Source organism: uncultured Campylobacter sp. (assembly GCF_938045345.1).
In the GTDB taxonomy this organism is placed as follows: Bacteria; Campylobacterota; Campylobacteria; order Campylobacterales; family Campylobacteraceae; genus Campylobacter_B.
In genome coordinates this window covers 15,908-39,034 of sequence record NZ_CALIMS010000039.1, presented here as the reverse complement: position 1 = coordinate 39,034, position 23,127 = coordinate 15,908, and the positions used below count along the sequence as shown (strand labels likewise).

At 47.0% G+C, this 23,127-nt stretch carries 22 protein-coding genes and 1 pseudogene; 15 read left to right on the top strand and 8 right to left on the bottom strand.

The window, feature by feature from the left end; all coding sequences use genetic code 11:
- Window positions 1-211 precede the first annotated feature (211 nt).
- The 13 genes from Q0144_RS07760 (at window position 212) to Q0144_RS07700 (ending at window position 15,073) form a co-directional block, all read left to right on the top strand.
- A complete protein-coding gene (locus tag Q0144_RS07760; RefSeq protein WP_298063048.1) occupies window positions 212-586 on the top strand; it encodes a hypothetical protein in 375 nt (124 codons plus the stop codon).
- Window positions 587-651: 65 nt separating this feature from the next.
- Window positions 652-1,407, top strand: coding sequence for an A24 family peptidase (locus Q0144_RS07755; RefSeq protein ID WP_298063045.1), 756 nt, complete (start codon window positions 652-654; stop codon window positions 1,405-1,407).
- Window positions 1,400-2,431 (top strand): LptF/LptG family permease, encoded by a 1,032-nt coding sequence (locus Q0144_RS07750; RefSeq protein WP_177387932.1) that lies wholly within the window; start codon window positions 1,400-1,402, stop codon window positions 2,429-2,431. Before Q0144_RS07755 ends, Q0144_RS07750 begins: the two co-directional genes overlap by 8 nt.
- A gap of 535 nt (window positions 2,432-2,966) precedes the next feature.
- Complete coding sequence (gene truA / locus Q0144_RS10595; protein WP_314234832.1) at window positions 2,967-3,665, top strand: tRNA pseudouridine(38-40) synthase TruA; 699 nt, start codon at window positions 2,967-2,969, stop codon at window positions 3,663-3,665.
- A gap of 233 nt (window positions 3,666-3,898) precedes the next feature.
- Window positions 3,899-4,840 (top strand): TAXI family TRAP transporter solute-binding subunit, encoded by a 942-nt coding sequence (locus Q0144_RS07740; protein WP_291937906.1) that lies wholly within the window; start codon window positions 3,899-3,901, stop codon window positions 4,838-4,840.
- An 8-nt stretch (window positions 4,841-4,848) separates the two neighbouring features.
- Window positions 4,849-6,930, top strand: coding sequence for a TRAP transporter permease (locus Q0144_RS07735; protein WP_298063040.1), 2,082 nt, complete (start codon window positions 4,849-4,851; stop codon window positions 6,928-6,930).
- Between the two features lie 671 nt (window positions 6,931-7,601).
- Window positions 7,602-9,725, top strand: coding sequence for a TonB-dependent receptor (locus Q0144_RS07730; protein WP_298063038.1), 2,124 nt, complete (start codon window positions 7,602-7,604; stop codon window positions 9,723-9,725).
- Complete coding sequence (locus Q0144_RS07725) at window positions 9,719-10,615, top strand: alpha/beta hydrolase-fold protein (protein WP_298063037.1); 897 nt, start codon at window positions 9,719-9,721, stop codon at window positions 10,613-10,615. The genes Q0144_RS07730 and Q0144_RS07725 overlap by 7 nt, the downstream gene beginning before the upstream one ends.
- Before the next feature lie 169 nt (window positions 10,616-10,784).
- Window positions 10,785-11,024 (top strand): hypothetical protein, encoded by a 240-nt coding sequence (locus Q0144_RS07720; protein WP_298063035.1) that lies wholly within the window; start codon window positions 10,785-10,787, stop codon window positions 11,022-11,024.
- 886 nt (window positions 11,025-11,910) lie between these two features.
- Entirely contained in the window at window positions 11,911-12,369 is a 459-nt protein-coding gene (locus Q0144_RS07715) for a CidA/LrgA family protein (RefSeq protein WP_297961891.1), read from the top strand.
- On the top strand, window positions 12,366-13,058 hold the full coding sequence (locus tag Q0144_RS07710; RefSeq protein WP_298063032.1) for an LrgB family protein: 693 nt from the start codon (window positions 12,366-12,368) through the stop codon (window positions 13,056-13,058). Before Q0144_RS07715 ends, Q0144_RS07710 begins: the two co-directional genes overlap by 4 nt.
- A 9-nt stretch (window positions 13,059-13,067) precedes the next feature.
- On the top strand, window positions 13,068-13,634 hold the full coding sequence (locus Q0144_RS07705; RefSeq protein WP_297943274.1) for a cytidylate kinase-like family protein: 567 nt from the start codon (window positions 13,068-13,070) through the stop codon (window positions 13,632-13,634).
- 539 nt (window positions 13,635-14,173) lie between these two features.
- On the top strand, window positions 14,174-15,073 hold the full coding sequence (locus tag Q0144_RS07700; RefSeq protein ID WP_298063030.1) for a tetratricopeptide repeat protein: 900 nt from the start codon (window positions 14,174-14,176) through the stop codon (window positions 15,071-15,073).
- A 227-nt stretch (window positions 15,074-15,300) separates the two neighbouring features.
- Here Q0144_RS07700 and Q0144_RS07695 read toward each other — a convergent pair.
- A pseudogene (locus tag Q0144_RS07695) lies at window positions 15,301-15,456 on the bottom strand (flagellar basal body rod C-terminal domain-containing protein); the annotation flags it as partial.
- On the opposite strand from Q0144_RS07695, the gene Q0144_RS07690 reads away from it, so the two are divergent.
- On the top strand, window positions 15,457-15,594 hold the full coding sequence (locus Q0144_RS07690; protein WP_298063051.1) for a hypothetical protein: 138 nt from the start codon (window positions 15,457-15,459) through the stop codon (window positions 15,592-15,594).
- Window positions 15,595-15,866: 272 nt separating this feature from the next.
- Here Q0144_RS07690 and Q0144_RS07685 read toward each other — a convergent pair whose 3' ends face one another.
- Both Q0144_RS07685 and Q0144_RS07680 read right to left on the bottom strand, forming a co-directional pair.
- Complete coding sequence (locus Q0144_RS07685; protein ID WP_298063028.1) at window positions 15,867-16,094, bottom strand: hypothetical protein; 228 nt, start codon at window positions 16,092-16,094, stop codon at window positions 15,867-15,869.
- Between the two features lie 199 nt (window positions 16,095-16,293).
- Window positions 16,294-17,133 (bottom strand): DUF2314 domain-containing protein, encoded by an 840-nt coding sequence (locus tag Q0144_RS07680; RefSeq protein WP_298063026.1) that lies wholly within the window; start codon window positions 17,131-17,133, stop codon window positions 16,294-16,296.
- A gap of 198 nt (window positions 17,134-17,331) precedes the next feature.
- On the opposite strand from Q0144_RS07680, the gene Q0144_RS07675 reads away from it, so the two are divergent.
- Window positions 17,332-18,390 (top strand): hypothetical protein, encoded by a 1,059-nt coding sequence (locus tag Q0144_RS07675; RefSeq protein WP_298063023.1) that lies wholly within the window; start codon window positions 17,332-17,334, stop codon window positions 18,388-18,390.
- A 665-nt stretch (window positions 18,391-19,055) separates the two neighbouring features.
- Here Q0144_RS07675 and folP read toward each other — a convergent pair.
- From folP to Q0144_RS07650, 5 genes are read right to left on the bottom strand one after another with little or no spacing between them, the layout of a single operon-like run.
- Window positions 19,056-20,192, bottom strand: a complete 1,137-nt coding sequence (gene folP / locus Q0144_RS07670; RefSeq protein WP_298063020.1) for a dihydropteroate synthase — start codon at window positions 20,190-20,192, stop codon at window positions 19,056-19,058.
- Complete coding sequence (locus Q0144_RS07665) at window positions 20,189-20,809, bottom strand: DNA polymerase III subunit delta' (protein ID WP_298063016.1); 621 nt, start codon at window positions 20,807-20,809, stop codon at window positions 20,189-20,191. The genes folP and Q0144_RS07665 overlap by 4 nt, the downstream gene beginning before the upstream one ends.
- Window positions 20,806-21,339 carry a HobA family DNA replication regulator gene (locus Q0144_RS07660; protein WP_005873254.1) on the bottom strand — a complete coding sequence of 178 codons (534 nt, stop codon included), beginning with the start codon at window positions 21,337-21,339 and terminating at the stop codon, window positions 20,806-20,808. The genes Q0144_RS07665 and Q0144_RS07660 overlap by 4 nt, the downstream gene beginning before the upstream one ends.
- Window positions 21,339-22,544: an aspartate kinase gene (locus tag Q0144_RS07655; protein WP_297880342.1), complete on the bottom strand. Its 1,206-nt coding sequence runs from the start codon at window positions 22,542-22,544 to the stop codon at window positions 21,339-21,341. The genes Q0144_RS07660 and Q0144_RS07655 overlap by 1 nt, the downstream gene beginning before the upstream one ends.
- Window positions 22,544-23,014: an RNA pyrophosphohydrolase gene (locus Q0144_RS07650; RefSeq protein ID WP_298063013.1), complete on the bottom strand. Its 471-nt coding sequence runs from the start codon at window positions 23,012-23,014 to the stop codon at window positions 22,544-22,546. The genes Q0144_RS07655 and Q0144_RS07650 overlap by 1 nt, the downstream gene beginning before the upstream one ends.
- Window positions 23,015-23,127: the final 113 nt, after the last annotated feature.

The window sequence follows — 23,127 nt, the reverse complement described above, 5'->3', positions numbered from 1 at the left end:
ATCTGTATTCCATCCTTTTCTTGGTCCAGCATTAATCGCTACTATTTTTTTCATTTTATCCTCCAAATTCTAATTTGTCAATTTCATCCATCCTATTATATCCTTTTTCTCATATTTTCCCATTACATCAAGCTGAATATTCATTCTTGTAACCATATTTTTATTTAACCCACTACAAAGCGGTTGCGGCAAAAAGCTTACAAAAAAGCCGATGAAAACTCTAAGATACCCAAGATGCGGCAGCGTGTATAAAAAACCCAAGAAATTTATACTGGCGGTCTACATTTGCCTGCTTGTGTTTTTTATGCTAGCGTTTGCTTTCATCCCCGATAAAATGGGGATTTTGGCATCCGCAGGCGGCGGGATAGGCGCATATATTATGTTTTTATGGATCGTAGATACTTTGAACTTCAATCTTTTGGACGCCGTGATACTGGTGGCGGGATTTTTGATTTTCGGCGGATTATATGAGGCATGGGGCGAGCCGCTAATCGCCGGGCTCATAGCTATTTTATTTTGCGTAGGCGCAGCGGCGATTTTCGTAAAATTTTTCCCTTACGAGAGGCAAAAAATCAATGAAAACTAAGAAATTTCTCGCTACCATAAAGCGTTTGATTAAATTTTAAAAAGTTAAAGCTCCAAAGGAAAAAGATGGATTTAAATATCGTTTACGGCGTGATTTTTGCGGTATTCGGCACCTGCGTGGGTTCGTTTTGCAACGTCCTGATCTACCGCCTGCCGCGCGGACAGAGCGTTAATTTCCCCGCATCGCACTGCCCCAAATGCTCTCACGCTTTAAAATTTTACCACAACATTCCGCTACTTTCGTGGCTCTTTTTGGGCGGCAAATGCGCCTTTTGCAAAACCAAAATTTCGATCCGCTACCCGATCGTCGAGCTTTTAGGCGGCGCGCTTGCGCTTGCAGCGTATTTCGGCGAGCCTGATCTTGCAAAAGCCGCGGTGCTCGGGCTTTGCTTCATATTGCTTATGGCGCTTTCGGCGATCGATTTTGAGTATAAAGCCGTGCCCGAGAGCCTTCTTTACGTAGTTACGGCGCTTTCGCTTGCTTATACGCTGATGTATGATTTTGATCTTAGCGGCGTGGGCGCGGCGGCGGGATACGCGGCGATTTTTTTCGTGCTGCGCCTCATCGTCACCTTCGTGCTAAAGCGCGAAGCGATGGGAAGCGCGGATATTTTTATCGCGGGCGTTATGGGAGCGATTTTGGGCTGGAAGCTGGGCGGCATCTCGATCTACATCGGCGCGATTTTGACGCTGCCTGCATATCTCATCGCGCACAAAAAGGGCTACGAGCTGCCTTTCGTGCCGTTTTTATCGATGGGGCTGCTTCTTACTTTTATTTTTAGAGATCAAATTTTAAGGCTTCTGGACGTCATTTATGGATAGGGTGCAGCGCTATTTATTTAGCAACTTCGTAAGCTCGTTCGCATCGCTTTTCAGCACGCTTTTTATCATAATGTCGATCGTATTTTTCCTTCAGATCGCGCGCATTACGTCGTTTATCGAGATAAATTTTTCAGAGCTAGTCAAGCTCTATCTTTTCATGCTACCGCGCATACTCATATTTACGGTGCCGATCGCGTTTTTCGTAGCGCTTAGCATCTCGCTTTTTAGGCTCTCTAAAGAGAACGAAACCATCGTCATTTTTACCATCGGCTACGCCACGCGCAAGATCGCGCTGTTTTTCGGCATAAGCGCCGCGCTGTGCTCTTTGGCGCTGCTTTTCGTATCGCTTTTTATGATGCCGATAGCCGAAAATTTAAAGGACAATTTCATCGATTACAAAAAGATCAGCGCGACGCTAAATATCAAATCCAACGAATTCGGGCAGAAATTCTCCGACTGGCTCGTTTTTATCGACTCACAGGAAAACAACGGCACAAGCACGCTGTATAAGGATCTCGTGCTGTATAATCCGGGCAACTCGCAGGATCATGAGCGGATGATCGTAGCGCGCAGCGGCGAGTTTAAAAACGAAAACGCGAGCTTTTCTGCGATGCTGCACGACGGCAAAATTTACACGATGGGCGGCGAGCAGTGGCACGTAAGCGAGTTTGAAAGCCTAACCCTGCGCACGCAAAGCGACCGCAATATCCGCGGCGGAGGCGGCGTGATCGGATACTGGAGCGATATGAGCGGCAGCGAGAAGCGCAGGAAGGAATTTAGCATCTACACCCTCGTCTCGCTCTTTCCGCTGGCGAGCTTCCTGTTTGCGCTAAGCCTCGGCATCGTGACCTATCGCTATGAAAAGGGCTTCGTTTACGCGGGGATCTTCGGCGTGCTTTTTAGCTACTTCGCGATGATCATGCTGCTCTCTAAATACCCAAGCATCGCGCTTCCCGTGACATTCGGCGTTACGCTTATCGGCTCGCTGCTTTATTACAGGATCAAAATTGCCCCGAGATACTGAAAAAGACTCCGAGCTTTGCGGCGGCGAAATTTTAAACAAAAGCTCGTCCGCTCGAAATTTAGCGGATAAAATTTCGACGAGCAAGTCTAGCGCGTCTAAAATTTTGCGTAGCGTAAATTTAAAATGCAAAGCGCAAAACGGCGAGCAAGCTTTGATCTTAAACGACAGGTTTTCAAATTTTAAAAATTCCGCTCTCGTAAGCTCGGCGAGCGATACGGCTATCCATACTGCGCCTGATTGTGAGCTGAATCACGAAAGCTCCGAGCAAAGCTATAGCGCTGTTTGCGTCAAAAAGACCGCGCGCGGGGCAAATTTAAATTCCGCCCGCAAAAATTCCGCCGATACCGCCGCTTTGGATATTTGTGCGGCAGGCATAGAAAAAATTTACACAATTCATCCCGCAGACGCCCGCAAAGCAGATACCGCCTACAAAGCGGGCATTTCCGCAAACACTCCTGCAAACGTGTCCGAACTCAAAAATATTATTGAAAGCGCGCCTGCAAGCGACTTCGCAGCGAGCGTAAACTCCGAACGCGTGAAGCTCAAGCTCGTCTATTCCTACGACGGCTCGAAATTTAGCGGCTCGCAGTCTCAGCCTCACGGGCGCGGCGTCGAGGACGTGCTGCGCGCGGCTTTGGGGCGCGTGGGTATCTTTGCGCCGCTGATAAGCAGCTCGCGCACCGATAAAGGGGTGCACGCGCTGCGCCAGGTAAGCTGCGTCGAATGCACCGTGCACTGGGAGCTGTCGCGTCTAAAAGAGCTCATAAACCGCCACTGCGCGCCCTATATTTTTGTGCAACACATCAGCCCGGTGCCGCGCGATTTTCATCCGCGTTACGACGCTGTGACGCGCTGCTATCGCTATGTTTTAAACCACGGACGCCCTAGCCCCTTTCTTAGCGATTTTTGCGTGTTTTATCCGCGCGTGGATCTTGCCGCGCTCAATGCTGCGCTTGCAAATTTCGTCGGCGAGCACGATTTTAGCGAGTTTATGAAAAGCGGCAGCGACATAAAAAGCCCTGTGCGCGAGCTCTACGTCGCGCGCGCCTACTCTTTTAGAAATTTAACCTTGATAAATTTTAAAGCCAACGGATTTTTGCGAGCGCAGGTGCGGCTGATGGTCGCAAATGCCCTAAAGTCCGTGCAGAGCGGGCGCAAGATCAGCTTCTCGCGAGCTCTTAGCAGAATCCCCTTTCCGCCGAACGGGCTGTATCTTAGCGGCGTGAGTTATTAAGACTTGAAATTTATAGCGTTAAATTTTATCCACGGGCGTTTGGATTTCAAGCTTAGAATTTTATCGCGGTAAAATTCTGCATATGAGAGTAGATCGCCACCCTAATTTGATATTAAATCACCTGCACCACGATGTGTAAAATCGTAAATTTGCGCGAAATTCGATCTATTTTTATTAGAATTTTATAGAAATTTAGCAATACTTTCAAACTTTTAACTCAAAAAGGAGCAAAGATGAAAAAATTTTCTGTTGCTTTGGCCGGTTTGGCCTTACTAGCTAGCGTTTCTGGCGCTAAGGAGTTCATCAATATCGGCACCGGCGGTATGACCGGAACCTATTATCCGGTAGGCGGCGCGATTTGCCGCTTGGTAAATATGGATAAAAATATGAAATGCTCTGTGCAATCGACGGGTGGCTCGACATATAACGTCAATAACGTGCTTAAAAAAGAGCTAAATTTCGGCTTCGTTCAAAGCGATGTCGTCTATGATAAATATAACGGTACGGGCAAATTCCAAGGCGCGGCGGATAAAAATTTACGCTCCGTAATCTCGATCTATCCGGAGCTTTTAGCTTTCGTAGTTTCTAAAGAGAGCGGCATCAAAGCTTACGGCGACGCCGCGGGCAAAAAGATCAATATCGGAAACCCAGGTAGCGGCAACGAGCTAACCAGTACGATAGTTTTTGAAAACTACGACTTTGATCTTAAAAAGCTCGCCCAACACGGCGTCTTAACCGCGCAAGAATGCCCGATGGCGCTAAAAGATAAGAAGATTGACGGATACTTCTACGTCGTAGGACATCCAACCGCAAATATCACCGATGCGGCGACTTCGCTTCCTATCGACTTGGTTAGCATCGACGATGAGCATATCAAAAAAATTCTAGAAAAATATCCATATTTTGCCAAAGGCGTGATCCCTGCGAAAATGTATGACGGCGTAGACCACGATACGCAGACTATCGGCGTAAAGGCTGTGCTTGTAACCGACGCTAGCCAAAGCGACGAGGCGGTTAGGGCGGTAGTTAAGGCTATACTTGATAATTTCGACGAGTATAAAAAGCTACACCCTGCGCTAAATTTGGTAAGCAAAGAATCTCTTTTAGAGGGGCTTAGTGCGCCACTTCATCCTGCAGCAGAGGCGGTGTATAAAGAAGCTGGGCTGCTGAAATAGGCTAGTTGATGGAGAAATCTACACAAAACGACGAGCAGGTTTTAGAGGTAAAAAGTAGAGAATTTACCTCTAAAAAGCTCTTCTGGCTCGTGACGCTGGTCTGCTTCTCGTGGTCGGTCTTTCAGCTTTACATCGCGTATTTTACGCTAAATACGAATATCGCGCGCTCAATCCACTTGGCGTTCGCCATTTTTATAATTTTTTCGCTTTTTCCGTTTCGCCCGCGCTCTAAGGCACATTTTTACATCCCGTTTTACGATTATATTTTATTAATCGTCGGAGTCGCCGCGATCTTGTATCCTGCAATAGAATTTAACGGGCTAGCGCAGCGCCCGGGAAATTATCTAACCAGAGATATCGTAGCGTCGTTTATCGGAATTTTCATACTCTTTGAAGCAGGTCGTCGTATGATGGGACCAGCGCTTGGTATTATCGCTTTTACCTTTCTTCTGTATTGCTACTTCGGTCCTTATATGCCCGATATCATCTCGCATCGCGGCGCAAGCTTTGAACTGCTTGCAGGGCATATGTTTTTAACTACAGAGGGCGTATTTGGCGTACCAGTGGGGGTCAGCACCAGCTTCATTTATCTGTTCGTGCTATTCGGCGCGCTTTTGGAGCGAGCCGGAGCGGGGCAGTATTTTATAAACGTAGCGTTTGCGATTTTAGGTCGCTTCCGCGGAGGGCCTGCCAAGGCTAGCGTAATCGCTAGCGGACTAACCGGAATGGTAAGCGGTAGTTCGACCGCAAACGTCGTGACGGTGGGTACCTTTACGATCCCGCTTATGAAAAAAGCGGGGCTTACCGCCACTAAGGCGGGCGCTATCGAGGTCGCTGCGGGCGTAAATGGGCAGCTTATGCCGCCTATCATGGGCGCTGCGGCGTTTATAATCGCGGAATTTTTGGGTATGAGCTACACCAACGTAATGATCGCGGCGGTGATCCCAGCCTTCGTCTGCTACGCGGGGTTATTTTTTATCGTGCATCTTGAAAGCTGCAAGCTAGGACTTCGCGGCAGCCGCGATTACGCCAAGGTTTCAAAGCTAAAAATTATATTTAGCGGCATTCATTACATAATCCCGATTTTGGTGCTTCTTTTTACTCTATTGATTCTAAAAGAAAGCGCGATCTCTGCAGCATTTAACTCGATTTGCGTGCTATTTTTAATAATGATCGTACAAGAGCCCGCTAAAAAAACGATATTTGGCGAAAAGGTTGGCAAGTCCGATTTTATCGTCGGCTTTGTCGATATCTTTTGGGCTATGGTAGGTGCTGCTAAAAACATGGTCACGGTCGCCGTTGCCACCGCGCTAGCGGGCATCATCATCGGCTCGATCTCGCTTACCGGGCTGGGACAGGTTCTTTCAGAGCTCGTGGAGGCGGTCGCAGGAAATAGCATAGTATTGATACTTCTGATGACTGCGATAATGAGCCTGATTTTGGGCATGGGACTTCCTACGACGGCGAATTATATCGTCGTTTCAAGCTTAATCGCGCCAGTGATTTTGATACTAGCGGGCAAAAACGGCTTTTTGATCCCTGCGATCGCAGTGCATCTTTTTGTCTTTTATTTTGGAATTTTAGCCGATGATACCCCGCCAGTGGGTATTGCAGCATACGCTGCGGCGGGTATCGCAAAGGCAAATCCGGTAACCGTGGGACTTCAGGGCTTCGTGTATGATCTACGCACCGCGGTGCTTCCGTTTGCGTTTTTCTTCAACAATAAGCTGCTTTTGATCCAAAGCATCGGCGATCCGATGGATTCAAAGAGCATCGTTTGGATCAGCGATCCACTGCAAATCGTGCTGATTTTTGCCACGGCGATCGTGGGTATGTTTGCTTTCAGCTCCTCGCTGCAGGGCTGGTTCGTAACAAAATGTAACCCGATAGAGCGCCTGCTATTGCTGCTAGTAACGCCGCTAATGCTGGTGCCTAATATCTGCGCAAAATTCATAGAGTTTATCCCAAGTGAATACGCAAGTTATGGCATCGGCGCTGCGATCTACGTGCTGATCTTTGCAAAGCAGTGGCTTTTAAGGCCCAAAGACTCTGACGATGCTCACGCCGAAAATAGCGCACCTGCGGCGTAAATCTAAATTTGATCCCGCTAAATTTTAAGATAAATTTGCGGGGTCTCATTAAATTTATCTTCTTATTTTGCATTCTTGCGCCAGGATTTTAAATTTGGATTGACTCTTTACTTCTAAATTTAAAACCTCGACAGATTGTGCCATGCTGATAAATCTAGTTTAAATTTAAATCCGCCTATATAAACTACTCAAAATTTTAAATTGCGCCGAAGCGATTATGCCCCTTAGTAAGATAAATTTATTCATACGAAGCTATTGTGTTAAAAAACATCGCATATTAATCCCAAGTCTATAATTATTCCAAGCGCAGGATGCACGAAATCAATAGAGCAAAGCCGTTTTCGCGCTGCCGCTTGTAATGCCTTCGATAGTTTAAAATATACACGTCCACAAAAGCGAAAATGATTCTTAAAGCAGATAAAATCAAAAACTATGCAAAATTTCTTCAAAACGATTTGATAATTAAGACCGGGCGTTATAAAATTTTACTTATTTACAGCAATTTCTTGATTATATGCTGTATTTTATTTAAAATAATTTTTATGAAAATATCGATGGAATGGGGAATTATTAGTGAAATTTAATTCTATAAAAATACTTTAATAATTAATATTAAATTTATCCGCTTTGAGTTATAATCCGCGATTAAATTTCAAAATAGAGGAACAAAAATGCAAAAAGATATGTATTTTAAAAAGGCGAAATTTATCGCATTGTCGATATGTGCGAGCGTTTCGATTTTATGCGGCGTCGAAGGCTCACACCTAAGCAGTGACGCAAATAGCACGAATCTTGGCGAAATCGTAGTAAGCGCGAGCGGCTTTCGCCAAGATATTAGGCAGGCGCCGGCCTCCATTTCCACCTTGGATAATAAAGAGATATCAAGCAGCAGCTTCACTTCGCTGCACGATATCGCGAATAAAATGCCTGGCGTCAGCGTCATCGCAGGCGACGACGGCCCGGCAAGCGGGATATCCATCAGAGGAATGGAAAGCTCCCAAACCCTTGTGCTTATCGACGGCAAACGCGTAAGTTCTGCGGCGGCGAACCCAAAAGGCGGAGCGGGCGATATGAACTCGAATTTTATCCCGCCCGCAGGAGCGATCGAGCGTATCGAAGTGATTAGAGGACCTATGAGTTCACTTTACGGAAGCGATGCGGTAGGCGGCGTGATAAATATCATTACGAAAAAGAATTTTTCTAAATTTAGCGGAAGCGCCGCCATATCTACGACTATCCAAGATCACGAGGGTATCGGAAACGGTAAGATGGGCGAAGCCTACGTCAATATTCCCTTCGGGCAGTATGCGGCGCTTCAGCTGTGGGGATATAAAAAGCTGCGCGACGAGGACGGCTATAAGGGAGGCTATCAAAAGAGCGATAAATCGGATTCTAACGCCAAGCTTTGGCTAACGCCGGATGAAAATAATAAATTTTACTTTCAAACCGGAAGGCAAAATCACGATTATTCAAGAACTCTTGGTAAAACCGCCGTTTATCCCAACGCGCGCGGATTAAATCACTATAAATATAAAAGAGAAAATCACGGCGTCGGATATTTGGGCGAGTTTGAAAGCTTAAGCGCTGATATAAGTTATTTTTGGGATAAGACTCGCCGTACGAGCATTTTTGATAGCCTTTCGCCCGCAATCGTAAAAAATAGAAATTTTAATTCCAAATTTACGACTTATCTCGGTATAAATACGCTTACCTTCGGCTATGATTTTAGCAAGCAAGATGTGCGAACGACTTTTATCGTTTCAAACGCGAGCAGGCAAAATTTACGCTCTCCGCAGCGATTTTCTATGAACGAGCATGCGGGATTTTTAGAGGACGAGATTGAAATTTTGGAAAATACGCTATTTTTAACGCTCGGCGGCAGGCTCACGCATAACGAATACTTCGGCAACCACTTTTCTCCTAGAGCCTACGCGACGTTTAATATAGGCGACACTTGGACGATCAAAGGCGGCGTCGCAACCGGTTATAAAACTCCCAACGTCAATCAAATTTCGCCTGAAGTAGGCACGATTCAGGGCGGCTGGAGGATTATAGATTTCGGTAACGAGGATTTAAAGCCCGAGAAAAGCACGACCTACGAGATCGGGCTTTATTACGACAATGCAGACGATCTGCGCGGCAATATCACGCTATTTAAAAACGACTTCAAAGATAAAATTTTAGATACCGATGGCAGCAATATTAATAGGATTCCCGCTTACAGAGGCTGCGCCAGCGCACCGAGCGTTAATTGTCCTGGTTGGGGAACGTATTTTAATATAGAAGGAGCCGAGGTTTACGGCGTTGAGCTGAGTGGCGATTACGATATTACTAAAAAGCTAAATTTCAAAGCGAACTACACCTATAGCCACTCCGAAATCGAAACCGGGGATCCTACGATCTATACGCCAAACGGCGCCGTTAAATTTAGTCAAACCAATCTTAGTAGGCTAGATGGCAAATCCCTGACCGCTACTCCGAAGCATGCCGCACATGCGACACTTAGTTATAGGCCTATCGCTCCGTTTTCTACCTTTATCGGTCTTAATTACGAAAGCGAGCTTACAAGCGTGCAATTCGGTCCGGGCAATAGAGTCAGCAAAAACGACAAAAAGCTTTTTACTACGGATTTGGGCGCACAATACGATTTAAACGATAATCTGAGCCTAAATTTAACCGCTTATAATATCTTTGATAACGTCCGATACGACGAGGGTCTCGCAGACGACGGCAATTACTATTGGTACCCCGAGGAAGGCAGGAGGTTTTGGTTTAAGGTAAACGCTAAATGGTAAGCCCAAAAAGTTTTCTTGCGGTATTTGACGCGCTATTTTTGGCGTGCTTATTTGCTTGCGATCTGAGGGCAAAACCGCCGCAAAAGATTGAGCAGGCAAGTGGAGCTGCGCACGAAATGTTTAACGTGAGCGATTTTATTCTAAAAAGCAAGAGCGGCGAAAAATATAAAATTTTTATAGCTCGCCAAAAAAATGTCGCTCGCTACGATAGGGTAGTTTTTATGGTTGATGCGAACGCGCAGTTTCCGATACTTTTAAACTCCTATGCGAAAATTTATGCGAATGGCGCAAAGCAAAACGCAAAAGCGGTGCCGAAATTAAGCAAAACCGTCCTTATAGTAGGCATCGGATACGACAGCCCGCTAGCGTATGATATTAAGCGTCGCACGAGAGATTTAACGCCCGCGGCGAGCGGCGAAGAATATGCAAACGGCGGCGGCGCGGGAGAATTTTACGATTTCGTAAAAGATGAACTATTTCCGCTCGTGGAGAAAAAATACTCTACGGCAAAAAGCGATAAAATTTACTTCGGACATTCTTTTGGCGGGCTATTCGGGATTTATGCTTTGCTGCGCGACGATGGGATTTTCGACGAGTTTTTTATCGCCTCACCTTCGTTGTGGTGGGGCGAATCACAGCTGATCAGAGATGCCCTAGACGAGGGAAAGCTTAGATCAAATTTAAAAGCAAAATTCATAATGCTCGTTGCCGGCTCACGTGAAATGCGTAAAGGAAAAACCGATAAAGCGGGAATTTTAAAAGCGGCCGATCTAGCTGAAATTTTAAAAACAAAGGGGCTTTCTTGCGAGTTTAAGCTCTACGAAGGCGCTTCGCACGGCGAAGTAATCCCATTGGCTTTGCAAGATTTAGCGCTATTTACGCAAAGATAATCTTCTATTTAGCCGATAAAACCTTAATCTAAACCCGGCTCGTTTATATTTGCAAGCGCAAGACCGAGCGACGCAGGCTCGCTGATCGCGCCGAAACGCGTCGCCGGATTTAAGAAATTAAATTTTAAAGCCCTTTTGGCTAGTATCGCACAAATTTAAAGGAGCGAAAATGCAAAGTTTCAAATGGCAAATTTCAAAGCGGCTCAAGCAGGCGATGCGCGAGCGAGATATCGACAATCTCGCGCTCGTGCGCCGCACGGACGAGCTGTATTCGCGCTCGCACCCGGGGCACGACGAGGATATGCGCGCCGAAGTTTACACGGTTTTGGACGAATACGCGCCCAACGTCGATATTGAAATTTTTGATCTGGTCTGCAAAGCTCTCGGCGTCAAAATCGAGCTAGGCTAAGCTTCGCGCGGGATTTGCCTGCGCTTTTTGCTCGGGCGGCGGCGCTAAATCGGTTTTTGAAATTTTATTTAATTTGGCTTTGCACTGCGACGCTGATCGTACTGCGAGTCGCGGCCGCTCCCAGCCTTTAAAATACGCAGCGCATGGCATTCGCGCCGCACTTGTCATTTGCTACACGTGGATTTCGAGCCGACTAAAACGAGCCGTCGCTCATACGACCGCGCCCGCCGCAAAATTTGCTAGCGACGTGTCTTACGCGGTATTAAATTTTAACAGCGCCGTAAAATTTAGTAGCGACAGCACCCATATCCGCGAGACGCGGATCGTGAAATTTAAACTCGAGCGGCGCGAACTTCTTAATTTAAGCACCCGCTTGCCCGTTCTTTAAAATTAAGCGCGCTTTTTTATTTGCTGAAATTTAACTCAAATTTAAACGCTCGATCGCAGAAATTTTAAAATTTACCGCACGATTGCATCAGCTCGCGCAGCTTCCACACGACTCGTACTACCCAATGTGCGCCTGGCTACTCCGCGCGATGTGTTTTTGCGCCTTGAAGTCGAGAGCAGAGTTCGGCGCAGAATTGTGTATAAAATTTCATTCACGCAAGTGGCTCGCAGATAGCTTAACAGGCAGCTCCAAATTTTAAACTCCGATCAAAATTTATTCTAACCGCTTAAAATTTGAAATCCCAATCAAAATTCACTCAAGCGGCGACAAAGACAAATTAGCGATTAAAATTTGAAATTTTAGAAGTGAAATCTCGCTCCTGCTTGCGATCAAAATTTTAAATTTTGCCGCAAAATTTCGCCCAAACCTAGCAAGATTAATATCTATTTTAACTGCAAAGTGCTAAATTTAGCCCTAAATTTTAATCCGAGGTAAGCTTTGAACTACTTAATCCAATTCAGCGTGATTTTAGGAATATCTTTTGTTGCGGAGATTTTGGCGGCGCTCGTGCCTGTGCCGATCCCCGCTAGCATCTACGGGCTAGTCATTATGCTTTTAGCCCTGATCTTCAAACTCATCAAAGTATCGCAGATCAGAGAAACCGTGTCGTTTTTTATGCAGATCATGCCAGTGATTTTCATCCCTGCGGGCGCTGCGATCATCATCGCAGGCGACGCGCTACGCCAACATCTTTTCGCAATCATCGCGATTACGGCAGTCTCTACGGTAGTAGTCATCGGTGCAAGTGGCGCGGTAACGCAAATTTTTTATAAAATCGCCCTCGCCCGCGTTAAGCGCAGGCTTTACGCAGCCGCGCACGAACAAGACGGCGCGAATACAAAGGGCGTGGATGCGAAACTGGAGCGCGAAATTCTATCCGGAGACGACAAAAAATGAGAGAAATTTTAATGAACTCCGCTTTTTTCGGCGTATTTTTATGCCTAGGCTCATTCGAGCTGGGACTTTATCTAAAAAAGCGCTTTAAGTTAACGATTTTCAACCCGCTTCTAATCGGTATCGTGCTTACCGTCTGCGTGCTTTTAATCTTTAAAATTCCATACGAGAAATTTAACACAAGCGCCTCGCACATTAGCTTTTTCTTAACGCCGATTACCGTCTGTCTAGCCGTACCGCTATACGAGCAGCTGGCGCTTTTGCGAAGTAATTTTTTAGCTATTTTTGCAGGACTGATTTCGGGTATGATCGCAGGACTAGGCAGCATCTACGCGATGTCGGTGATATTTGGGCTAAATCACACAATGTATGTCACGCTACTACCGAAATCTGTCACGGCGCCTATCGGTATGGGTATCAGCGAAAGCTTAGGCGGCATCGTGACACTAACGGTGGCCTGCATCATCGCTACGGGCATCATCGGCAGTGTATTTGGCGAGGCACTACTTAAAATTTTTGGCATCAAAAAGGCGATGGCAAAAGGTATCGCCCTAGGCTGCGCAAGCCACGCGATGGGAACGGCGCGCGCTCTTGAGATCGGTGACGTAGAGGGCGCGATGGCTTCTTTGGCGATGGCGGTTACGGGGCTTCTTACCGTCATCGGTGCCGGTATTTTTGCACATTTCATCTAAGGAGAAAATATGATAATCTCGATCGCTAGACAAACGGGCGCAGGCGGGCGCGAAACCGCGCGCAAACTAGCCGAGCGCTTAGGCTATACCTATCTAGCCAAGGCGGATCTGCTCCGCAAAGCAGACGAGCTTGGCTGCTTCGAGCAGATGTATGAGTTCTACAACGAAATGCCCGTAAATACGCTACTTCAGGCAATCTCGCACAACGAGCTAGCCAATGAGCAAAAGCGCGACCGCATCGTAGCAATCTACGAAAAGATCGTCTCGGGCGGCAACGTTATAGTGCTTGGGCGCTGCGCGGGATTTTTCTTGCGCGGACATCCGGATCTGCTGACGGTATTTCTACGCGCGAGCGATGAGTTTAAGCTCGCCAGATTAGAAAAAGAGGGCCATACCGACGCACGAGAGTATATGGAAAACAGCGACGCGGGCAGGATGAGCTTTCATCAATACTACACCAACCAAGTCTGGGGCGCGTCCGCAAACTACAATATCTGCATTGATACGTCGTATTGCGGCATCGATAATGCGGTAAATATCATCGAGTATCTGGTTAAAAACCACGATAAAAAGTAAAATTTGAAACTTTGCGACGGGCGCGGTAGCGAGGCGACATTGCTGCGACGATGAGAGTATCGGCGGTGGCGAAATTCTATCGACATCGTAACGAAACTATAGCTGCGACAACGAGGCTACGGCAATGAAATTATATCGGCGCAATATCGCTGCGGGCGGCGCGGCATAGTGGCGGCAACGAGATTATGTCGCTGCGGCACCGCTATCGCGAAATTTTACGCTAAGATTTGGGGAAACATGATGGCAGTAGCGATGCGATCTTATGCGTGGCAAATTTTCCGTGGTTTATCGGCGGTAAATTTCTGGGTGCAAGCGAGCAAATTTACGGGTTTTAGGGCGGCTATTCGGGTTTTTGCGGCGGCGTTTGGCGCTCAATTTACCCTAAATAGGCTAAATTTGACGGCTTTCTTTACGGTACGATTTTGAGCAAACTCGGCAAAAAAGGCTTGCTCAAATTTCAAACCTTTAACGTCAATTTACCTTTTTTTTAATGTTAAATTTTATAAAATACCGATAAAAATTTTGGCAGGAGTAAATTTATGAAAAGATTAATCGCGGCGCTCGCCTGCGCTATGGTTTTGTTTGCGGCGGGTGAGGATATAGGGGCACTACAAAAAGCGTGCGACGACGGAAATGCAATTAGTTGCGGTTCCCTCGGGGTTTTATATGTTAACGGACAAGGCGTAAAGCAGGACTATAAAAAAGCGAGCGAACTATTTTCTAAAGCTTGCGATATGGGAGAGGCAGGCAGTTGCCATAATCTCGGGCTTTTATATGTTAACGGACAAGGCGTAAAGCAGGATTATAAAAAAGCGAGCGAACTATTTTCTAAAGCTTGCGATATGGGAGAGGCAGGCAGTTGCCATAATCTCGGGCTTTTATATGTTAACGGACAAGGCGTAAAGCAGGATTATAAAAAAGCGAGCGAACTATTTTCTAAAGCTTGCGATAGCGGAAATGCAATTAGTTGCTCTAATCTCGGGGTTTTATATGTTAACGGACAAGGCGTAAAGCAGGACTATAAAAAAGCGAGCGAACTATTTTCTAAAGCTTGCGATATGGGAGAGGCAGGCAGTTGCCATAATCTCGGGCTTTTATATGTTAACGGACAAGGCGTAAAGCAGGACTATAAAAAAGCGAGCGAACTATTTTCTAAAGCTTGCGATATGGGAGAGGCAGGCAGTTGCCATAATCTCGGGCTTTTATATGTTAACGGACAAGGCGTAAAGCAGGACTATAAAAAAGCGAGCGAACTATTTTCTAAAGCTTGCGATATGGGATATGCAGACGCTTGCTTTAATCTCGGGGTTTTATATTATGATGGTAAGGGCGTAAGGCAAGATAAAGGAGCGGCAAAAGAGTATTTCGGCAAGGCTTGCGATTTAGGCAATCAGGGCGGTTGTAATAATTATAAAATCCTAAACGAGCAAGGATTGTGAGTTAGGACGCTAAAAGGCGGTAATTTAGTCGCCTTAAATAAAAACCGCGCCGTTCGTAAAATTGAGCCCGAATTTTGCTCAAATTTAGCTTTCGCGAGCCGCAGTATAAGATCACCGCTCAAATTTAACTCCCTAACGGCAAAAGCGGGCAAAATTTAAAAAGCCGCCAAACCCGAAATCCGCAAGGCAGTTTCAGGCGCAGCGGCGTAAATTTAGCCTATTTTAGGTTATCTTTTTAGGCTATTTACGATCGAGAGCATATCGTCGCTCGTCGTGATCGCCTTTGAGTTGGCTTCATACGCGCGCTGAGCCGTGATGAGGTCGGTCATATCCTCGACCAGCCGGACGTTACTCATCTCGACGAATCCCTGCCTGATCGTGCCGTGGCTGTCGAGCTCTGCCGTGCCGACCACGACCTAGCGCAGATCCCATTCGGCGAGCTGGTGCAGGGCGAGGGGGTCATATACGTGCAGATCTGCGAGAAATGCAAGGTTTTGGGCGGCCGCTTTCAGTGCACGTGAGGGTAAAATCAAAATTTTAGCTAAAGCGCGTCAAATTGCATTTAAAGATGGATAGAATTATAATGCTGTCCTTTTTGATCTGAAAAAGATCATCTCTCTGACGTCGTTTCTGTTTTGTTTTAAATTTTTTCTAAAGTGATACGGCATAAAGGGGATTTTCTCGATTTAGTTTTTGAGCTCGCGCATAAAATCATCAGCCCGAGCTTCGCTGTGCAAAGCTATGAAACTGGCGATATTTTCGAGTTCGCTCACGAAATTTTCAGAGTATAAAATTACCACGCGAGCCCTTTTTCGGCTAGCCTTTCTTTTATCTCATCATCGTTATAAAGCTTCAATTCGCCTTTGTCCGATCGATCTATTATCTCGTCGAGCTTTTTTTGATCGGATTCGCTTAGCATAGGTTCGTCGCAAACTATAGTCGCCGTCGGATCAAGTAGTAGCAAAGCCTTTATAGCTTTTATGGTGTTATCGTTTTGTGTCTGTATATTGATCGTCGCCATCTTAGCTCCTTTGCGTTTTATTTTACTAAAAAATTTTAAAATGCAGCTTTCGTAAAATTTTAAAATAGCTTCATGTTGCCTAAATTTGATTAAAAGGAATTTGCGGGTTATTGGCTTGGGTAAAAAAAAGGCACAGGGCGCAGGCTAAATTTTAATTTACAGCTAAATTTAGCCTGCCCGCATAACTGCAAAACGCTATCTACTCGCTAAGCGCCTCCGCGACGTGATCCCAGCCGAGCGCTCTAGCATAATCAAGCGCGGTTTTGCCGTGGATATTTTTAGCGTTTTTATCCGCACCCTTAGCAAGCAAAAGCTCAAGCCTCGTCAGATTGCCCGCGATTGCCTCGTGGTGCAGCATCGTGTAGCCCTCATCGTCCGTGCGCGTGATCTCTTCCGGGTACTCACGCAAAAGCTCCTCGAAATTCTTCTTCGTATTGACGCTCATCGGATGCTCGGTTAAATTTTGCGGATGTTCCTGCTGTTCGTACGCCACCAGCACGACGTCAGGATCGCCGAAATTTAACCCCCACGCCTCGTCGTGCTCGGCGCGCTCGCTCTGGCTCATAGCTTTGCGCATCGCCTGCACGCTAAAGCCGCCGTAGGTCTTGCCCTCTATCGCAAACATCCAGTCGCTGATCTGCTCTAGCGGCACCGAGACTTGCTCACCGTTTTTGACGTTGCTTAGCACGTTCGGGTCGTTTACGAGCACGCCGCAAACGCGCTCGCCGTCAAAATACACGTCGTTTACCCACATATGCTCGACCTCGGTGTTGCCGTTTAGCTCCTGCGAAAAGGCGACTTTGACGCAGGCAAAGCTAAGTGTCGGGACGATGCGGAGGCGCTCCCAGTATAGCTCGCGCCAGAAGTAGCGAAAGCTCTTTCGTGCCTGCTCAAATGCTTTTAGCATCGCCTCATCTTCGCCGTCCGCGTAAAACACGGGCTCGCTCTCTTTCGCGGCGTTTCCGCCTTGTGCGCCCTTGCTATCGCTATCTTTCGAGCCAGCGTCATCGCCGCCGAATAGTTTTTTAAATAGTCCCATTTGCCCTCCTTAAATTTAGTTGAGATTCGTATTGTATTTTAAATTTACTTTCATTTGCCTGATTAAAATGGCGGGTAAAATTTCACCGCGCGAGCCGTATAGCGGAGCGCAGAAGAGCAGAGCAGTCTTACGGCTTGCGTTCCGCACCCGCGCAAAAATTAGCTATAATTGCGTTTAAATTTAATTAAAGGAGAGACCGTGGGGTTATTTAGCTCAGAAAAAAAAGCTGAAAAAGCGCAAATTCCAAGCACCTTTGCCGGCAGAGTGGATAAATTTTGGGCGGAATTTAGCGGCATGGTAGATGAGATAAAGGCCGATTTGGCGGCGGAAGAGTTTGAAAAGGCGATGCAAAAGACTGACGAGAAGCTTCGCATCTGCCTTGCCGAGCCCTATTTTATGACAGGGCTCGCGGGCGAGCGGCTCGATCTGGTGCTAACTCCGGAGGGTATGAGACACCGATTATTTTGGCTAAGCTTCATCAAAAACGCTATGCCTAGGCAGCTCGAGTCCAAAATGCTCTGCACGCTCGGAAAGCCGCGCGCGCCGCGAGGTATCGGCGGGATCGAGATGTACGATACGCACGTAAACGCCGAGGAGTCGATGATCTACGCGCAGTTTAACGAAAGCGACGTGGATATTAAAATTTACAACGAAAACCTAGCGGCTCTGCTCGCGCAGGATGAGGGCAAGGCTTATAACCTTAGCTTTATCCTACTTGACAATATGATCGGCGAAACGGCGATCATAAATACGCTAGGCGAGCTTGAGGTGCTGGCCGGGCCCGAGGAAAAAGGCGTACCGCTAAGTGAATTTGCCGATCTGATCGATGAGAAATTCGGCGAGCGAGCTTCGCGAGAGCCGCTAAAGAATTTTTTCAGCTACGAGATGCAGCCGCGCGGTAGCGAGGTGCGCGAGGACGTGGTCGTGGGTACAACCTGCCTGCGAAATCTCATAGGCGAGTACTTAGGCGGCAAGCGCGACATCTATAACGAAGCCTTCGAGCTCGGCATCAAATTTTGCTTTCTTAGCGTAGGTAACGGCGGCGACATGCAGGCGGGCTTTGATCTGCGAAACAAGATCGAGGACGAGGAGCTGGAGAGCTGCGGCTCGTTTCTGGAGATAATCGGCGGTGCAACCGGGCAGAAGCACACATACATTGATCTCATCTGCTATGACGAGGAGAAGCTGAAAGAAAAGGTGCAGCAGCTTTGCAAAAAATATGGCGCGAATATACAAATCCACGACTTCAAGCGGTAGGAGGCTTCGGTTTTTACCGTTACTAAAATTTGCGACTTAAGCGGTAGGCCTCTGTTTTTGCGGCAGATGAATTTGAAATTTTGCACCATCGCAGAAAATAAATTTTAAAACTCTACGCCATCGCGTAAAATAAATTTAAAATTTGCCGCGCCGCACGCTTTTCGTTCGGTTTTGTCGTTCCGCTGATACGCGCTAAATTTGATCAAATTGCAAGCTTGCGGTGCAAATTATAGTGGCGCGATTTAGGATTTTGTTTATGCACGTGATTCGCTTGCAATGTAGATCAGCGTGGGCGTTTTTTATAAAATATACACACCGCTTGCAAATTTCACGCGCTGTGCCTGTTCGCATACATAGCTCGCTACGTAGAATTTTTATCGGCCACAATAATCCTCAGCGCGAGATTTGTTAAGATTTAAGCACCAACGCATAATTTGATAAAATTTTAGAAGCGGACACGCAATAAATTCCAAGAAAAAAACCAAGCACGAAAGAATTCTAATGAAATTTTGCAAAATGCTCTTTGGTAGAATTTATAAAAATTATAAAGATTTGACTCGGACAAATTTTAAAATTCTATAAAAAGCGGGTTTTATAAAAATCTTGCCAAGCCATGAAATTTCAAGAAAATTCCACAGAATTCCGATAAGTTTTTTGAAATTTTACTATAGCAGAATCCGATCCATCGCGCGCATTAGATTTAGCATTTGAATGTGCTCGAAAACGTCGTGCGTGCGGATGATCGCGGCGCCGTTTAAAGCGGCGATTTGGTGCAGATACAGCGAGCCTGCGAGCCTATCCGCGACCGCAGAGGGGCTGTAAAAATCGATAACGCTCTTTCTGCTCGCGCCCACGAGCAGCGGACAGCCGAAGTGCAAAAAATGCTGCAAATTTTTAATCAGCACCAAATTTTGCTCGGCGGTCTTGCCAAAGCCGATGCCTACGTCAAGGATAATCTTTTTAAGTCCCTCGCTTTGCAGCTGCTGCAAATTCTGCGCAAAAAACTCATCGATCTCGCCCATCAGATCGTCATATTTTGGCGCAAGCTGCATATTTTGCGGCTTTCCTTGCATGTGCATCAGCACGTAAGCGGCGTCGTAGCGAAGCGCAAGAGGGGCAAGAGCGAGGTTCGCGCTAATGTCGTTGATGATGCTAAAGCCCCGATCTAGCGCAAATTCTAAACAATACTCATCGAAGCTATCGAGGCTAAATTTAGCCTTTTCGTGCAGACGCAGGCGGTAAATTTCGCTCACGACATCCTTTATGCGCGCAAACTCCTCATCCCTGCCGCAGTACTGGCTGCCCGGGCGCGAGCTCACGCCGCCGATGTCGATGATAGCGGCGCCCTGCTCGATCATCTTTTCGATCTTATTGGTCGCCTCTTTTAAGCTTGCCGCACGGCTTGCGGGGTTGAAGCTATCGGAGTTGATATTGACGACACCCATTATTTCGCAGCTTTGCGGCTTAGCAAATTTCTCGCTTAGAAATTTCGCGAGCTCTTTTAGCCCGAAATCCTGCAGCGCTTCCTTTTGCGCCAAAGCCTCGATCTGGCGGTCATTTGCGATCAAAACCGCGTCCGTATCGTCGCGCCCCAGGATCACCCCTTCGTTGCATGCAAGCTCGGCGCCGATACTAAGGGCATCTTGTTTTAAAATATTCGCCGCGGGCGCTCGCAGATCTTTTAGATAGAAAAAGTTTAGGCGCGATTTTTTCTGCATTATCGCCCGTCCCGCATTTCGCACGCCGATACGCTCGCAAATCAGCGCGAAATCGGCCTCGTTTGAAATTTTATAAATTTTCATCTTTTCTCCTCTATCATTAACAGTAACGGAGTAAGCACGGCGTGAGCTTTGGCGTTGTGCTCGGCGAGGTAGCTTAGGCGGTCAATCCGCTGCAGCTCATCGCCGCTTAGCCTGACGCCCGCTTCGAAGCACTCTAGCGCGATCTCGCCGATGAGCGCTTTTAGCGCTGTTTTATCCAGCTCGCCCTTGCGCTCCAGCGCAATCTGTGCGTCGATAAACTCCACCGCTTCCTTTAGGCTAAGTCTGGCTAAGCTTAGCCCGGTGCGGTATCTCGGCTTTCGCACGCAGAGATTTTGCACGATCAGGCGCGAGCGGATGGTAGGCAGCAGGGCGTTGATAAAAGGGGTGATCAGGAAAAATACCGTATTTTTAGGCGGCTCCTCTAAAATTTTAAGCAGGGCGTTTTGCGCCTCCTCGCCGAATTTCGTAGCGGCGATGACGATGATCTTATCCTCACGCTCGGCGACATAGGCTTCGTCTATAATCTTTCGCGCCTCGTCGATCTTAAGCTCGATGCTTTCGAAAAACCTTAAATTTTTGCGCGGAATTTCGGCTAAAATTTTATCTTTAAAGCCCTCATAATCGCCCGTTAAAATGATCTGATTTATGATTTTCAAAGCACCACTTCGTCAAAAAGCACGGCGTCGATGCTTTTGTCTAAAATTTTAAAAAGCTGGATAAGTTTGAGATCCAGGCTCGGATCGCTCTCGCTCATATAGAAGCTGTTTTGCAGCCTCTCGTCGATGAGCCACAGATAGCTATCCTCGTGGCTTTTGGCGATCTTGGCTAGCGGATGGTTGCCGTTGCCGATGTAAAAATATATAAAGCCGTTGGCAAACGCAAGGCTTAGCATATCGTTTAGCAGCAGCGCGTCCTCTAGGCTATTTACGCCGCCGCGATAAAGCGAGCGCAGCGAAAAAAACGGTAGCAGCGGGCGTGAGTTGGTAGAGGAGTTGATCTTTTTGATGATGTATTCGCTAAACCAGCTTCGCTCATCGTCGCAGATGACGATGAAAGCAAAGCCGTCGTGGAGGAATTTGAGCTTTGAAGCCAAAAGCGGAGTCCAGTCCTCCTTGCGATCCTCAAGCCACTCAAGTCCAGGCTCGGAGCGCATCGCCGTAACGCTCCAAGTGTGCAGATCCTGCATTATTTATCCAAATCGTAGGCTTTATGCAGCGCGCGCACGGCGAGCTCGCCGTATTTAGCCTCTACGATCATCGAAATTTTAATCTCGCTCGTGGAGATCATCTGGATATTTATCCCTTCGTCCGCAAGCGTCTTAAACGCCTTGCTGGCTATGCCGCTGTGGCTTTTCATACCCACGCCTACCAAAGAAACCTTTACGATATCGGCGTCCGATTCGATGATGGAATTCGGATTTGGATTTACCTCTTTCATTACCCTATAGGCCGTCTCTAGCTCGTTTTGCGGCACGGTAAAGCCCAAATTCGTCTCGCCGTTTCGTCCGATATTTTGCACGATCATATCGACGTTGATCTCCTTGCTTGCAAGCGCGGAGAAAATTTCAGCCGCGACGCCGGGGCGATCCTCTACGTTTCTAATCGTAATTCTTGCTTGATTTTTATCCAGTGCAATGCCGCTAATTACCGCATCTTCCATCTTTTCTTCTCCTGTTATGAGTGTTCCTTCATGATCGTTAAAACTGCTTCGCGTCACCAAATTTACGTTTAATTTCTTCGCAAGCTCAACGCTTCGATTTTGCAAAACCTTCGCCCCCAAGCTCGCAAGCTCAAGCATCTCGTCGTAGCTGATGCGATCAAGCTTCTTGGCTTTGGGCTCGATGCGCGGATCGGTCGTATATACGCCGTCTACATCGGTGTAAATTTCGCACAGATCGGCATTCAGCGCTCCTGCGACGGCGACTGCGCTAAGATCGCTTCCGCCTCGCCCGAGCGTAGTTACTTCGCCTGCGGTGCTGATACCTTGAAAGCCCGCGACGACGACGATTTTGCCCTGCTTTAGCGCCTCTTGCATGCTTTTTGGATCGATCGAGACGATGCGAGCTTTGGTGTGAAAATTATCCGTCACGATGCCCGCACCACGCCCGCTAAATGCGATCGCAGCATAGCCCTTGGCGTTTAGCGCGATAGCTAAAAGTGCGCTCGTGACGCGCTCGCCCGAGCTTAGCAGCACATCCATCTCTCTGCCTACGGGAGTTTTAGTAAAAAATTCCGCCTGCTCGATGAGCTGATTGGTAACGCCGCTCATCGCAGAGACGATTACCGCGACATCGTGTCCTTCGTTTTTAGTCTTTATCACGCGCTGCGCGACCGCCTCGATCCGCTCTAGCGTGCCGACGCTCGTACCGCCGTATTTTTGAACGATCAGCATTAAATGTAGCCCTCCTCTTTAAAATATTTTAAAACCGTCGCGTAAATCGGCTTTTTGAAGTGATTTACGTGCCTTAAAACCTCATTTGCGCCTACGAATTTAAATGCGTCGAACTCCGGAAGTTTAGTATTGATGTTCAGATCAGCCAAATTTCGCAATCGTACTAAAAAATACCTTTGAATTTGCCCGTCGTATGGGCGCATCTTTTGAGCTACTCCATCGGGAAAATCGTAGCTTAGCCACTTTGGGCACTCAGCGATGATATCGACTTTGCTTGTTCCGATCTCCTCGCCTAGCTCTCTGCGGATCGCCATCTTAGGCGTCTCACCATCGTCGATACCGCCTTGAGGAAACTGCCAAGCGCCTTTGATGTCGCTTCGTTGCGCGATTAATATTTCGCAATTAAACGGATACGAGGGCGAAAGTACGATTGCAGCGACATTCGGTCTGTAATTTTTCTCTTTTTCCATCTCGTTTTCTCACAAAAAATTTCTCAAAATTCTACCTAAAAATATTAAAATTTGCGTTAAGAGGCTTAAAATTTATATAAATTTTCAAATTAATTCGCTAAATTTTGCGACGT

Coding starts and splice junctions, on each gene's coding strand:
- Q0144_RS07760 (WP_298063048.1), top strand. CDS start 212: ATGAAAACTCTAAGATACCCAAGATGCGGCAGCGTGTATAAAAAACCC.
- Q0144_RS07755 (WP_298063045.1), top strand. CDS start 652: ATGGATTTAAATATCGTTTACGGCGTGATTTTTGCGGTATTCGGCACC.
- Q0144_RS07750 (WP_177387932.1), top strand. CDS start 1,400: ATGGATAGGGTGCAGCGCTATTTATTTAGCAACTTCGTAAGCTCGTTC.
- Q0144_RS07740 (WP_291937906.1), top strand. CDS start 3,899: ATGAAAAAATTTTCTGTTGCTTTGGCCGGTTTGGCCTTACTAGCTAGC.
- Q0144_RS07735 (WP_298063040.1), top strand. CDS start 4,849: ATGGAGAAATCTACACAAAACGACGAGCAGGTTTTAGAGGTAAAAAGT.
- Q0144_RS07730 (WP_298063038.1), top strand. CDS start 7,602: ATGCAAAAAGATATGTATTTTAAAAAGGCGAAATTTATCGCATTGTCG.
- Q0144_RS07725 (WP_298063037.1), top strand. CDS start 9,719: ATGGTAAGCCCAAAAAGTTTTCTTGCGGTATTTGACGCGCTATTTTTG.
- Q0144_RS07720 (WP_298063035.1), top strand. CDS start 10,785: ATGCAAAGTTTCAAATGGCAAATTTCAAAGCGGCTCAAGCAGGCGATG.
- Q0144_RS07710 (WP_298063032.1), top strand. CDS start 12,366: ATGAGAGAAATTTTAATGAACTCCGCTTTTTTCGGCGTATTTTTATGC.
- Q0144_RS07705 (WP_297943274.1), top strand. CDS start 13,068: ATGATAATCTCGATCGCTAGACAAACGGGCGCAGGCGGGCGCGAAACC.
- Q0144_RS07700 (WP_298063030.1), top strand. CDS start 14,174: ATGAAAAGATTAATCGCGGCGCTCGCCTGCGCTATGGTTTTGTTTGCG.
- Q0144_RS07685 (WP_298063028.1), bottom strand. CDS start 16,094: ATGGCGACGATCAATATACAGACACAAAACGATAACACCATAAAAGCT.
- Q0144_RS07680 (WP_298063026.1), bottom strand. CDS start 17,133: ATGGGACTATTTAAAAAACTATTCGGCGGCGATGACGCTGGCTCGAAA.
- folP (WP_298063020.1), bottom strand. CDS start 20,192: ATGAAAATTTATAAAATTTCAAACGAGGCCGATTTCGCGCTGATTTGC.
- Q0144_RS07660 (WP_005873254.1), bottom strand. CDS start 21,339: ATGCAGGATCTGCACACTTGGAGCGTTACGGCGATGCGCTCCGAGCCT.
- Q0144_RS07655 (WP_297880342.1), bottom strand. CDS start 22,544: ATGCTGATCGTTCAAAAATACGGCGGTACGAGCGTCGGCACGCTAGAG.
- Q0144_RS07650 (WP_298063013.1), bottom strand. CDS start 23,014: ATGGAAAAAGAGAAAAATTACAGACCGAATGTCGCTGCAATCGTACTT.